Source organism: Nostoc sp. C110 (genome assembly GCF_043099725.1).
Classification (GTDB): Bacteria; Cyanobacteriota; Cyanobacteriia; order Cyanobacteriales; family Nostocaceae; genus Nostoc; species Nostoc muscorum_A.
The window spans coordinates 771,755-784,473 of sequence record NZ_CP171148.1 but is presented as its reverse complement, the minus strand read 5'-3'; the positions used below and the strand labels follow the sequence as shown (position 1 = coordinate 784,473).

The following is a 12,719-nucleotide window of genomic DNA, read 5'->3' as shown; positions in this document are numbered from 1 at the left end:
TGAACGGCAGTTGCTCATGGGGAAACCCCTTTAGCCTGAATTTCTCACGTATTGTGTGGTTCGGGTGGGGAGTGTGGGAGGTGTGGGAGGCAATGCAGCGTTCAGGCAATGCAGCGTTCATTGATGTGCAGTTATTCAATTCCTCCTCTTTCTCCCCACACTCCCCACACTCACGCTCATTTCTCACTTATGAGAAATCCAGGTTTAGACCGCACTGCCTTCTCCTGAATTCTGACTAGAGAGGTGTTAATTACTGCCGAAAAATTTCTACTTTTTGTAACACCACTTCTTGATTCGGACGATCTCTAGTCGTGGGCACATTAGCAATCTTACTGACTACATCTAGACCTTGGACAACTTCACCAAAAACGCTGTGTTTGTTGTCAAGGTGAGGCGTTGGTGCTTCTGTAATGAACCATTGCGAACCATTTGTACCGCGTCCAGCATTAGCCATTGACAGGATACCTGCACCAGTGTGTCTCAATTCAGGATGAAACTCATCCTCAAATTGATATCCTGGGCCACCAGTACCCCATCGGCTGGCTGTATCAAGATAACGGCTCAGAGGATCGCCACACTGAATCATAAAATCAGGGATGACCCGGTGAAAGCGAACCCCATCGTAAGCTGGAGTTCCTTTGCCAGATTCACCAGTTTTAGGGTCTTTCCAGTCGATTGTTCCGGTTGCTAGACCAACAAAATTTTTGACGGTGTTGGGGGTTCGCTCTTCTTCCAAACGAACTACAATTTCACCCAAGGAAGTAATTAAACGAGCGTGCAGCTTGCCATTACCGGGAATATTAATTTCTGGAAAGTTCATTAGATATCCTATTTAACAAGTGCCAGTATTTGACCTATATAAGTTTATCAGCATTCAAGTTACCGCCTTTAGACATGACAAAAAACCTGAAGGAAGGAAACTTAAGCCAACAAATATTTTACTCAGGTAAATTTATCGCTGGATTACGGCTAAAGAATCCTCTAGGGACTAGCTTAAAGCCAACTCGGTGAACAGGCATCACAGGCCAATCTTCCGATCGCGGAATATGAGTTACGCCCATTGTGTACCACAGCACGATATCTTCACCCATCAAGGATTCATCGTCTGCAATATATTTTGGTAAACCTTGTCCTGGTTGAGTCTGGTTGGGATAATCACCGCCAGCATAGAGTTCAGCAGGTTTATATTTTGTTACCCAGACGTGATGAGTCGCAAATTCTGCCCGTTGACGGATTTTCGAGCCTTCCACTGGGAAAAATATGGAGTTTCCACCAGGCATCAGCATATATCCAGGTGCAGCCCCTAGTGGATTTTTCTTATCGGCACTAACAATCATCCATTCCCGACTGCTTTTCATATCCAAATCGCGCACAGCAGCCGTTTCTTTTGTGAGTGGGGTTTCTGAAAGTGCGATCGCATTTCCTAAAGGATTTTTCTCATCCATCGGCAAAGCTTTCACGTTCATTTCCATCACAGAATTAGCCTGACCATCGACATCGAAATCTAGGCGATAGTTGAAAAAGTGTTGGTGATTTACTCCAAAGATATTCTTAGCAATTAGCCGACCATAGGAATTATCCTCAGATTGCTTTTGAGCAGCCGTTCCCTGCGCCAGCACGATACCTGTTAATTCATTTTGGACTTCCAAAGTCCCATCTTGGTGAAAAATCCAATTAAGGCTGTAATCATAGTTGTCAATGGCCGCAGTCATCGTCATGACTAATTCTCGACTACGACGAACATCATTACGCTGAGTGCCATATTCATAATGCTTCCAGAGCATACCGTTGTTTCGCTCGTATATGCCGATAACTCCTGGCATGACATAAGGTTCTCCGTCGCCATTAGCAAACACAGCATCGACCAAAAGACCGTTTTCAGGAATTTCCTTACCTAATTCCATCGTGGTTGCTAGGGAACCAAAATTGTATTCCCCAACATCAAAGGCATTTCTGAATGACCAAGTGGGATTTGGATCGCCGTAAGGCACTACCGTTTCTGATAAACTAGCGCGGTATAAAACTGGTCGGATATTTTTGCCGTCGTTGTATGTCACTTGGTACAGCACCAATCCACTACGGGGATGCATTACATAGCGGAACTTCCAACCTTGCCAGCTAATTTCATTGCCATTGAGCCGGAAACTTGCACCATTGGGTTGCAGAATCTTTAATGCTTTAAGTGGTGAAAGTAATTTACCCAAGGACTTGACATCGTAGTTCCAGTTTTCCTTAAAAAAAGGAACTATCCCCCTATCCACGAAACTGGAAATTTTACCTGTGTTCAAATTGACGGTTCCCAATATTCCTTCAATTGGACTGCCGTAATAATTCCAGCGTTCGCTTTCGCCCTTGTAGTAGAATAAACCCCGACAAAGACGGTTTCCTGCTGTTTCTTCCTGTTTACTCAGAATTCCTGGCGACCAACAACTGATTTTGACTTGGTTGAAGTCTGTAATTCCCCGCTTTCGCATCGCTGTTTGCCATCGGGGGTCTGATTTAAAAGCTTGAGTTGCCAGTTCATATTCTGAAGCAACGATCGCAGGCTGAACAGAGGGTATTTCTTTCCAGGTATTTAAAGTTTTGTTTTTTAGATCAACAATTCCCTCATAAGTTTTGTTTTGCGATCGCTCATAAATTACTAAAAAAGCTTTTCTTGCGAAAGCTTTACCTGGTGTAAATTTTAGAACTTCTTCTTTATCTGGTTCTTGTAAAGCAATCAGTGGAAAAGCTGCCATTTCGCTCAAAGTTTTTTCTTTTTGAATGACCGAAACAGCTGTATTAATTTCTGCCTCTGTTAGCGAAGCGAGAGGATGGGAAATCGCAGGCTGTTGAGCCGTCAATATTCCCATTAATCCAAATGAGAGAGAAATAAAAACAATTATGGCAATAGCTAGCCACAAAAAATGCCTTAGCCGCTTAATCATCTTTCACATTCTTACAAAAGACGTATAGTTATCTATTTCTAAGCCGAAGCTTGAAACCCGATAAATTAAGAAGCTAAAGCCAAATTAATTTGTTAGCGGTTAGGGTAATTGGGGACTATTGAAGAAGAATTCAGAAGTCAGAATTCAGGAGTCAGAATAAATCAGTCGGGGATTCAGACCCGTGACTGATTAAAGACCACCAAATCGTAGATTTAGTGGGGGTATTAAACCCGGCTATTCATCCGCCACTCGCACAGAATTCATTCTGAATTCTGACTCCTGACTCCTGAATTCTGTTCGATAAAGTTTTTCCATGCCTCATACCCCATTTTCTCACAATACAGTTCGGATAAGGTTTTTTGATGACACGCCCTAGCTCACAAAGACGCGATAAATCGCCGTCTTTACAATAATAAGTCCTTTGTCTTGACGGCAATTTATCGCGTCTTGCCTTAATCGAACCGTATTGCATTCTCTCATTTACGCAGAAACCAAACGGCGTAAAGATTCAGCACGGCGTTTAGCAATAGGGTTATTTGGATCGAGCTTTAGTGCTTCTTCGTAGCTTTGTAACGCCTGAGTAGTTAATTTTTTCTTCTCATAAGCGTGTCCAATATTATTCAACCCTGTTACGTAGTCTGGTTTCGATTTCAGAGCTTCTTTATACTGACGAATTGCGAGGTCATATTGCTCTTGGATAAAATAAATATAGCCCAGCCCGTTGTAAATAGGGGCAATATTTTCTTCTTCCTCTTCTTCAGCAGCTTTCAGAGCTTTTTGAAACAGCGCGATCGCTTGGGAATATAATTTTTTTTCTGAATAGATACTGGCTAACTCATAATATTCTTGAGTCGTACCCTTTTCTTTCTCTAACTTCTTTCGCAATTTTGCAAAGGAGCCTTCAATCTTGCGAGTTTTGAAAATCTGGCGAAAAACACTCACGGCTGCAATTGTGAGTATAAACACCAAAATTGAGAGATAAACAACGGCTAGACTGTTATCCATTGCTGAAAATACAAATATTATAAAGTTTGTTATTTGTGATTTGTCCTTTGTCATTTGTTATTCACTAATGACTAATGACTAATGACTAATGACCAATGACCAATGACCAATTTACGGTAAACCCCAATATTGAGAGCGTTGCTGGAGCCAACCTTGTTCTAAGTAACGAGCGATCGCTTGATTCACATTTCGTCTTAATTCATCGTACTGCAATCCCTTGGGCATAACTACAGACAAGGGTTCAGTTGATAACTTAGTTGGCAGTAGCCGATATTGAGGATATTGTTGCACCCAACCGCTCAGAACGCTAGCATCGGCGGCAAAGGCTACGGCGGTATTACTTTCTATTTTCTCTCGCGCTTCGTGATATGAATTTACTCCTACCAACTCGGCGTTTGGCAGATAGAACCGCACTTTAGCAATAGTGCTGGAGTTGTTAAGTACGGCAATTTTTTGTTTTGCCAAATCACTCAACTTATTCACAGAGGTATCTTTTGTAACTAATACAGTGCCATCCAAATAGTAGGGAACACTGAAACTAACTATCCGGCTGCGTGACTCGGTTGCTGTCACCCTAGCGATCGCAAAATCAACTTTCTTGTCTAAGACTACAGACAGGCGATCGCGATTCGCTACAGGTTGCAATTTGACAGCATCTGCTTTCCCAACTAAGTCAAGTGCTAATCGCTGTGCCAAGTCAATTTCTAAGCCTTGCAAATTACCATTGGCATCTCTAAATCCCAAGGGACGCAAGTTGTCTTTAACAGCAACAGTTAGATAGCCGCGCTGCTGAATTTCTGGCATTTCGGCGGCAGATGCAGTGAATCCTGTCCCCACTATGGAAAAGCAAGATATCCAAAAGATCGTGGCGGATAATACCAGATGTAACCGAGTAATTACTTGCCATCTGTTACATCTGTTATACATCCCTTGCCACCTTTATCCTTTAGCTTGAACTGCTAGTTCTGCAACTTTGCCGAAGCTAGCTGGATCGAGGACTGCTAATTGTGCCAACATCTTGCGATTTAGTTGGATATCAGCTTTTTTCAAGTTACCGATCAATTGGCTGTAGCTCAAGCCGTGTTGTCTTGAAGCAGCGTTGATGCGGGTGATCCAGAGGCGACGAAAATCGCGCTTTTTCTTTTTGCGATCGCGGTAGGCACTACGTAGTGCCTTCATTACTTGTTGGTTGGCAGTTCTAAACAGAGTTGAGTGAGAACCGCGAAAACCTTTAGCTAGTTTGAGAATTTTATTGCGGCGCTTTCGAGCTACATTACCGCGTTTTACCCGTGTCATAACTTATTTCCTGAAGGACTTACAAATATGGGAGCATTAAGCGCACGTTGAGTTCATCACGTTCATGTACAAGTGTGGTCTTGGACATGCTACGTTTTTTGTCGGAAGATTTGTGTTCTAAAAGGTGGCTTTTGCCAACTTTCCGACGGACGATTTTACCGGTGCCGGTGGCACGGAATCGCTTGGCTGCGGCTTTACGAGTCTTGAGTTTAGGCATGGTATAGCTTTAATTCGACACGATCCATTATTATACTAATAAAATTGCTGGAATGGAAATTAAGTTAGATAGTCCGTTATAAACCACGTCAAACACAATCAAAACCCACGAGGACGGGTTTAAAACTTTGAATTTTCCCTTAGTCCTCGGAAACGGACTTTGCCTGTTTAGCCCCATTCAAGAAGTGTGCCACCGACAATTCCATACGCCTTGGCTTTTTCGGAGCTTTTTGCAGCGATCGCAAACGTCATGCCCAACAAATTCAAGATCAGCAAGCAAAGACAATTACGCGCGAGTGTTTTACATAATTACGAATTAAGTTAGCGACGCAGGAGCATCATTACGAATTAGTTAATTCGCTGCTGTTTGGGCTTCTTGATAAATTATTTCTTGAAATTGGATCATATCTTTTTGCGGATCGGCGTGGCTAACTTTCACCACTATCTGTTCGCCCAAGTTAACAGAACGTTTGAAAACCATTGGTAACTGCAAACCTAAATCTTCGATCAAAATTAGGGCTAAGTTGCTGTCTTCTCGCAGCCACATCAATACAGTTACATCCCAAGTTTCCTCTGGATGACGGCGTAAATACTCTAGAGCATAATATCTATTCGTTTGCCGTTCTACCATCGTCACCTCTTGGGTGATGCTGGTGACATTCATCATCACTTCTTTAAGTTGATCTGCGGAAAATGGCAGAACTTCACCGCGCAAATGGGCTTTCAGTTGAAAGTGGGTAAGCAAATCACTGTAACGCCGGATGGGAGAGGTTGCTTGAGTGTAGGTATCCAAACCTAAACCAGCATGGCGCAGAGGCGTAATGCTCATTTCACTTTTGGGCATACAACGACGCATGGCGCAAGCGCGAACGAATCCGGCTGGAAGTAGCAGTAATTCTTCTTCTGGGGGTAATTCCGGTTGGGGCTGACCGCGAAAGGGTAAAGGTATGTTATGAGCTTTACCATAACGAGCCGCAACTTCACCGGCAACAATCATCATTTCTGCGACTACTTGCCGTGATGGGGAATCGTCCAAAATATCAATATTGATCTCGTCACCTTTGACTTTGATCATCGCTTCGGGCATTGTGATGCTAATTGCCCCTTGAGCGTAACGCCAAGTTTTGCGCTTCTGTGCCCAAGTTGCGATCGCAGCAATTTCTGGTTCTGCCTGTACCCGTAATTGCAGCATTTCATCTACATCTTCGTAGGTAAGGCGATAAGTCGGCTTAATGGAACTGGTATGAATGCTGTAATCTTCTACTCCCCCAGTTGTACCTAAAATAATTCCGAAACTGAGGGCGCAACAAACCCGTCCCTGGATCAGACTCATTGGACCAGTTGCCAATACCTCTGGGAACATAGGAATCATTCCCGTAGGTAAATAAACTGTGCTACCGCGCTTTCTGGCTTCCAAATCTAACTCATCTTCCGGCACTAACCATCTAGTGGGATCGGCGATATGCACCCACAGGCGCTCCCGTCCATCGGGCAGAATTTCCCAACTTAGACCATCGTCGATCTCTGTGGTAGTTTCATCATCAATGGTGTAAACCTTCAGGTGAGTCAGATCAAGGCGGTTTGTATCTGAGTCAATCGGCGGGAAATCCAAACGCTGTTGCGCCACTTCTAACACCTTATTAGGAAATTGAATCGGAATTGAAGAACGACGCAGGAACAAGTTTTCATAAGGACTCCAGCAACCCAAATCTACTAATAGTTGAAAAGCCCCTTGGGGCGTTGTGGGCCGTCCCAGCATAGTCATAGTTTCTAATACTGGAGCGCTTGGCGGGTAAGCGCGAGCTAATGAGTCATAATTAACTCCCGTCCGCACTGTGTCAGCAAGCAACGCTGCGTATTTTTCTAGTCCTTCTAGACGCTGGCGATCGTGGCGCTGCCATTCTACTGCTTCACCTTTGAGCGCCTGCTCAACACGAGTTAAAAATTCCTGCTGTCCTTTAGCTTTTAATGCCTCTACTTCCATTTGGTGCTTACGTTCTGCCACCTGAGCAGCAGTTCGCGGCTCGTAAGCGTCTCCTTTTTGCTTGAAATAAAGTTTGTCGTCTGATAACAAGCAATAGGCGGCGTAACAATGAGGCGCGGCTGATTCGGAAAATAACAGATTCGCCATCAGCTCTGGGGTGATTGTTTCCCCATCTTCAACCAGTATTTCCCAAGCTACTTCTAAGCTAGATGGGTCTAAATAAGGGTTGACTTGCTCTAAAAAGCTCGCAATCTCAGAGGGCTTGTAAGTTTGTCCGGTAACTGTATAAGTTATTTGTCTAGGCGCGAGGCTGTGGGATTGACCACGTTCGTCTACCACAAACCAGCGGGTTTTACCGTCTGGACGTTCTACGATCCCCAGACGGCGATCGCCTTGAACCCTAAATTCAACTAGCGTGCCCTTCTCCACAACTCTCGCGCTCTAATAATTTTAGATTTTGATTCCACCTTTGGTGCGCTTACAGCGCAACTTGGATTTTGGTGAAGCAGCGCGGTCTTGGGGGTTTCCCCCATGAGCGACTGCTGAACCCGAAGGGATTTTATAACTGGTGTTTATTAAATCCTAAATCCAACAATTTTTCATGCAGCAATTCATTTTACACTCTCTGATTCAGATTTGAGATTTTGGACTCAGAAAGACAAAGCCAGATGTTTATTTAAATACAGCTTCCCTTTAATAATCCAAAATCTAAAATTCCAAATCCAAAATTGATCTAACCTTCCGCATTGATAAATGGCAACAAGGCCACAATCCGCGAACGTTTAATTGCTAATGTCAACTCTCGCTGTTGCTGAGACGTAAGCCCAGTAATCCGCCGTGGCAGTATTTTACCCCGCTCGGTGACAAATTTACGCAATAAATCAACATCTTTATAATCGATTGGTTCTCCTGGCTTGATCGGAGAAAGACGACGACGGAAATAACTCATCTCTACTTAATTTCCTTGTGAACGGTATGTTTGTTGCAGTGGGTGCAGAACTTTTTCAGTTCTAGCCTGTTAGTGGTGTTGCGGCGATTCTTGGTACTGGTATAACGTGAAACACCAGCAGAACGCTTATCTGAATTTGTCCGACACTCAGTACACTCTAGTGTCACAATAATGCGGGCACCTTTACTCTTAGCCATAATCTTACAAACAGTGAAGCCTGAAGAGAATTAACACAAATGACTATCTTCTCACATTCCGCCGCATATTTTCAACTAATCTTTTAACTTTTATATCAAGTGAGTAGCCACGACGCGACGAAACAATGAAAGTTCCACAATAGCGATCGTGTAAAGCCTGCCGCATCTGGGTATCAGATAAGGCAGTCGCACAATCAATTGCTAGGGGAAGTACTAGCAGTATAGCAGTGGGATTGGCTCTAATATTGCTCAGGGCAATTGACACCAAAAGCGCACCCAAGCCGATGATCGATTCTCGCTTTACCAGTGAGAGCAAATCTGGAATTCTGCCCACGACTTCCCCATCTTCGACTTCCAACACCTTTAAATCGAACGCCCAACGCCCTAAACTTTGCCCTTGATTGTTGTATACCACCAACACCCGCAAAATCAGCCAGAATATGACAAAAACTAGGATTTGCACAAATTGAATCCCAATATCGCCTCCTCCAAGTAGAGAACTGACTAACCAGACACCAAGGAAATCAAGCCCTAATGCCATACCTCGCCGCCCAATCTCAGCCTTGGGATAGTGTTTTTGGGGAAGTCGTTCGATAGTCATACATTAAGTATTTTTATTTAGGGGTTGGAGAATAATGATTGCTGCTGTTTTTTATATTAAGGTGATGATTTGGGTTTGGCCTTTAAACCCTTACATACAGACAAAAGTTCCATAATTAGGGCATTCATGTTACCCATTCGACAAGAGTCTGTTTTTGGTAAATATTGTATTGTTTTGTTGTAAAACCTATTTGGAAGTTGTATCTATGACAAATCTGTTTGCTAAAACAGCTATTGGGATGGTGACGACTACTGCTTTAGCATTAGCGATCGCTATAACCACTCACGATCTAGCTGATGCTGCTGAGTTTAACTTTAACTGGAAGGGAGACATCGGTTATTCAGCTAAAGGTTCATTTAACTACGACACAACAACTGCTCCAAGCGTCATTTCTGAAGCAGGTTTGGGAGCTACGAAGAATTTGCAGTCTCTCTCAATTTCCTTCTTTGATCCATTTAGTACTCTCATAAATAGTTTCACTCCCGTGCTTAGTGGCGTATCTAACTACAGCTTTTTGAGATTTAACTTTGATAACACTACTCAGCAAATCTTTGGCCCCTTTGATGTTGGTAAGGATGATGAACTTCCTGGCGACACCTGGCTTAATAATAATCTCGCACTCATAGATGAAGGTTTTGGCGATGAGGTTCTAGCTAAAGAATTTGGTTTTAACAATAGAGATGCAGCAGGCACAAAGCAAATATTAGATTTAAGTAACAATTCCGTTCAGGTATCCCAAGTTCCCGAAGGAAGCATAATTATAGGTTTACTAGCAGTGTGTAGTTTGGGATTGACTGCTCATAAAAATCTCTACAAAGCTAACCAAGAGTAGACGCAGTGCTACTTTACAGAGATGAAGTAAAAAGTCGGAGGCGATCGCTATGGTATCAGTCAGCGATGCACAAGCAATTATTTTAAATTTAGTACAACCGTTGGATTGTCAACGGGATACAGAAGTTGTAGATTTATTGGCAGCCGATAGCCGGATTTTGGCAGTGCCTGTCACCAGTCCGTTAGATTTTCCCCATTGGGATAATTCGGCAATGGATGGCTACGCAGTTCGGTACGAAGATGTGCAACACTCTAGCGCGGAACAACCAGCCGTTTTAGAAATTGTTGAAGATATTCCGGCTGGGTATCAGCCTAAGTCTAGGATTCAACCAGGAGAAGCCGCACGGATTTTCACAGGTGCGGTGATTCCAGCAGGTGCAGATACTATAGTTATCCAAGAGAAGACACGCCGTGAGGAAAACCGCGTATTTATCCTGGCTGCGCCACAACCGCAAGAATTTGTCAGACACAAAGCATCTTTTTACCAAGCTGGAACACAACTGTTACCAGCCGGAATTAAGTTAAATGCCTCAGAAATAGCTGTATTGGCGGCAGCACAATGTCCGCAATTAAATGTTTACCGCCGTCCACGTGTGGCAATTTTTTCCACTGGTGATGAGTTGGTGAATGTTGAACAACCGTTGCAATCAGGGCAAATTGTGGATTCTAATCAGTATGCGATCGCAGCTTTGGTAAAGGAGAGTGGCGCAGAACCAATACTGTTAGGGATTGTGAAAGATGATCCAGTTGTTCTGGAGAAAGTTATTGCCTATGCTATTGCGATCGCTGATATAGTTCTCTCTTCTGGTGGTGTCTCAGTGGGAGATTATGACTATGTTGACAAAATTATAGAGTCTCTAAAAGCAGAAATCCACATTCGATCTGTGGAAATGAGACCAGGGAAACCCCTTACTGTCGCCACTTTCCCCAGTAGAGACGCGATTAATCGCGTCTCTACTCACTCAGCCCTATACTTTGGTTTACCAGGAAACCCTGCGGCTGTGTTGGTGACATTTTGGCGGTTTGTGCTACCAGCAATCAAGAAACTTTCGGGAATTACTGAAGGTTGCGAACCAGTGTTTTTGAAAGTGCGATCGCACGATGAATTGCGATCGGATGGCAAGCGGGAAACTTACCTTTGGGGTAAATTGCATTTAATTAATGGTGTTTATGAATTTCACAAAGCTGGTGGTAGTCACAGTTCTGGAAATTTAATTAATTTGGCTCAAACTAATGCTTTAGCTGTTCTCCCGGTGGGTAAAACATTAATTTCTCCACAAGAAGAGGTGCAAGTTTTGCAGCTTAGTAATGGGTAATTGGGAATTGGGAATTGGGAATTGGAAATGGCTCAAGAATCAATAAATAGTTCTTCTTCCCCTGCTCCGTTGCTTCTTCCCCATTCCCCAATTTTAAAATAATTGCTCAAAAGCCTCAATCAGGCTGTTAACTTCTTCAAGGGTGTTGTAATGTACCATACTCACCCGGACTATTCCACCTTGTGAGGCTAACCCCAAGTATTCAATAAGCCGTTTAGCGTAAAAGTCTCCGTAGCGAATCCCAATATGATGTTGGTCAATTTTTGGCGGAATGGTTGAGCTATTCATTCCATCTACTACAAAAGATATAGTCGGTACACGGAATTCTCGGTCAGCATTTGGTTGGCCAATTACTCGGACATTAGGCTTGCTGTTGAGGTAGCTTAAGAGGCGATCGCTAAGTTCTTCTTCATGTATGCTAATTAAATCAAATGCTTGCACCATCTGACTTCTCAAATCAGGTGCAGTTTTATCGCCGTAGTGCAGTTGTGCTAATTCACTTAAATAATCACATAAGCCTAACATTCCATAACTTAATTCAAAATTGACATTCCCTAACTGAAATTTATAAGGTATATCTGTCTGTTGAATAAAATAATGATTAAGTCCGGGCAATCTTAATAAATGTTCTTCTTTGCCATAAAGTAAGGCATGATGTGGCCCGTAGACTTTATAACAACTCAAAGCATAAAAATCAACATCCAAATCTTGCACATCAACTAATCTATGGGGTGCATAAGCTACACCATCTACACAAATCATCGCGTTGCGATCGTGTACAAATGTAGCAATTTCTTTGATTGGGTTAATAGTTCCCAGAACATTAGAAGCATGAGTCAAAGTTACTAATTTGGTGCGCTGACTCATCAATTGTTCTAAATCTGCTAAATGAAGTTCTAAGGTATCTGGGCGAATTTGCCATACTTTAACCTTAATTCCTTGTTTTTCCAAAGCCACCCAAGCACCAATATTGGCTTCATGGTCACAATTAGTAACAATAATCTCATCACCAGATGTAAAGGTTTGACCTAGACAAATTGAGAGAACTTTCAACATCATTGTCGTAGATGGGCCCATCACTACTTCTTTAGAAGAATTGGCATTAATCAAAGTAGCCATTCCCCTAGTTGCTAAAGCTAATCTTTCTCCCGCAAGTTGAGAAACCGCATAAGAAGCTCCCAACTGGACATCGGAACTTAGGAGAAATTCGCTAATTCTATCTACTACTTTTTTTAGAGTTTGTGAACCGCCAGCATTATCAAAAAAAGTCCATTCACTAGCTAGTGCAGGAAAATATTGACGAACTTTATCAAGATTCAAAAGCATAGTATAAGTTTTGTAGAGAATGTTATTTACCCTAACCTACCTTTTGGTAAGTCGCCCAAAGAGTATCTACA

Annotated in this window: 13 protein-coding genes; 2 read left to right on the top strand and 11 right to left on the bottom strand. The window is 42.9% G+C overall.

Features of this window, described 5'->3' with window-relative positions; genetic code table 11:
• Positions 1–250: 250 nt before the first annotated feature.
• The 10 genes from ACFFRD_RS09100 to ACFFRD_RS09055 form a co-directional block, all read right to left on the bottom strand.
• The gene (locus ACFFRD_RS09100; protein ID WP_114084641.1) at positions 251–820 is read right to left on the bottom strand and encodes a peptidylprolyl isomerase; all 570 of its coding nucleotides are present in this window, start codon (positions 818–820) and stop codon (positions 251–253) included.
• Positions 821–938: 118 nt separating this feature from the next.
• On the bottom strand, positions 939–2,927 hold the full coding sequence (locus tag ACFFRD_RS09095; protein ID WP_392481226.1) for a primary-amine oxidase: 1,989 nt from the start codon (positions 2,925–2,927) through the stop codon (positions 939–941).
• A gap of 480 nt (positions 2,928–3,407) precedes the next feature.
• Complete coding sequence (locus ACFFRD_RS09090; protein ID WP_392481225.1) at positions 3,408–3,932, bottom strand: tetratricopeptide repeat protein; 525 nt, start codon at positions 3,930–3,932, stop codon at positions 3,408–3,410.
• Positions 3,933–4,043: 111 nt separating this feature from the next.
• A complete protein-coding gene (locus ACFFRD_RS09085) occupies positions 4,044–4,859 on the bottom strand; it encodes a transporter substrate-binding domain-containing protein (RefSeq protein ID WP_392481224.1) in 816 nt (271 codons plus the stop codon).
• 12 nt (positions 4,860–4,871) lie between these two features.
• Positions 4,872–5,228, bottom strand: coding sequence for a 50S ribosomal protein L20 (gene rplT, locus ACFFRD_RS09080; protein ID WP_114084645.1), 357 nt, complete (start codon positions 5,226–5,228; stop codon positions 4,872–4,874).
• A 19-nt stretch (positions 5,229–5,247) separates the two neighbouring features.
• A complete protein-coding gene (gene rpmI / locus ACFFRD_RS09075) occupies positions 5,248–5,445 on the bottom strand; it encodes a 50S ribosomal protein L35 (protein ID WP_114084646.1) in 198 nt (65 codons plus the stop codon).
• Between the two features lie 351 nt (positions 5,446–5,796).
• A complete protein-coding gene (locus ACFFRD_RS09070) occupies positions 5,797–7,857 on the bottom strand; it encodes a ribonuclease catalytic domain-containing protein (protein WP_392481223.1) in 2,061 nt (686 codons plus the stop codon).
• Positions 7,858–8,161: 304 nt separating this feature from the next.
• Positions 8,162–8,377: a 30S ribosomal protein S18 gene (gene rpsR / locus ACFFRD_RS09065; RefSeq protein WP_012411240.1), complete on the bottom strand. Its 216-nt coding sequence runs from the start codon at positions 8,375–8,377 to the stop codon at positions 8,162–8,164.
• Between the two features lie 2 nt (positions 8,378–8,379).
• A complete protein-coding gene (gene rpmG, locus ACFFRD_RS09060) occupies positions 8,380–8,574 on the bottom strand; it encodes a 50S ribosomal protein L33 (RefSeq protein WP_094333178.1) in 195 nt (64 codons plus the stop codon).
• A 43-nt stretch (positions 8,575–8,617) separates the two neighbouring features.
• Complete coding sequence (locus ACFFRD_RS09055) at positions 8,618–9,175, bottom strand: RDD family protein (RefSeq protein ID WP_114084648.1); 558 nt, start codon at positions 9,173–9,175, stop codon at positions 8,618–8,620.
• A 205-nt stretch (positions 9,176–9,380) separates the two neighbouring features.
• On the opposite strand from ACFFRD_RS09055, the gene ACFFRD_RS09050 reads away from it, so the two are divergent.
• Entirely contained in the window at positions 9,381–10,007 is a 627-nt protein-coding gene (locus tag ACFFRD_RS09050; protein WP_392481222.1) for a PEP-CTERM sorting domain-containing protein, read from the top strand.
• Between the two features lie 49 nt (positions 10,008–10,056).
• Positions 10,057–11,322, top strand: a complete 1,266-nt coding sequence (gene glp / locus ACFFRD_RS09045; protein ID WP_392481221.1) for a gephyrin-like molybdotransferase Glp — start codon at positions 10,057–10,059, stop codon at positions 11,320–11,322.
• 93 nt (positions 11,323–11,415) lie between these two features.
• On the opposite strand, the gene ACFFRD_RS09040 is transcribed toward glp, so the two are convergent.
• Positions 11,416–12,648 carry a cysteine desulfurase-like protein gene (locus tag ACFFRD_RS09040; RefSeq protein WP_392481220.1) on the bottom strand — a complete coding sequence of 411 codons (1,233 nt, stop codon included), beginning with the start codon at positions 12,646–12,648 and terminating at the stop codon, positions 11,416–11,418.
• Positions 12,649–12,719 lie beyond the last annotated feature (71 nt).

Coding starts and splice junctions, on each gene's coding strand:
- ACFFRD_RS09095 (WP_392481226.1), bottom strand. CDS start 2,927: ATGATTAAGCGGCTAAGGCATTTTTTGTGGCTAGCTATTGCCATAATT.
- rpsR (WP_012411240.1), bottom strand. CDS start 8,377: ATGAGTTATTTCCGTCGTCGTCTTTCTCCGATCAAGCCAGGAGAACCA.
- ACFFRD_RS09055 (WP_114084648.1), bottom strand. CDS start 9,175: ATGACTATCGAACGACTTCCCCAAAAACACTATCCCAAGGCTGAGATT.
- ACFFRD_RS09085 (WP_392481224.1), bottom strand. CDS start 4,859: ATGTATAACAGATGTAACAGATGGCAAGTAATTACTCGGTTACATCTG.
- rpmI (WP_114084646.1), bottom strand. CDS start 5,445: ATGCCTAAACTCAAGACTCGTAAAGCCGCAGCCAAGCGATTCCGTGCC.
- rpmG (WP_094333178.1), bottom strand. CDS start 8,574: ATGGCTAAGAGTAAAGGTGCCCGCATTATTGTGACACTAGAGTGTACT.
- rplT (WP_114084645.1), bottom strand. CDS start 5,228: ATGACACGGGTAAAACGCGGTAATGTAGCTCGAAAGCGCCGCAATAAA.
- ACFFRD_RS09050 (WP_392481222.1), top strand. CDS start 9,381: ATGACAAATCTGTTTGCTAAAACAGCTATTGGGATGGTGACGACTACT.
- ACFFRD_RS09090 (WP_392481225.1), bottom strand. CDS start 3,932: ATGGATAACAGTCTAGCCGTTGTTTATCTCTCAATTTTGGTGTTTATA.
- ACFFRD_RS09040 (WP_392481220.1), bottom strand. CDS start 12,648: ATGCTTTTGAATCTTGATAAAGTTCGTCAATATTTTCCTGCACTAGCT.
- ACFFRD_RS09100 (WP_114084641.1), bottom strand. CDS start 820: ATGAACTTTCCAGAAATTAATATTCCCGGTAATGGCAAGCTGCACGCT.
- glp (WP_392481221.1), top strand. CDS start 10,057: ATGGTATCAGTCAGCGATGCACAAGCAATTATTTTAAATTTAGTACAA.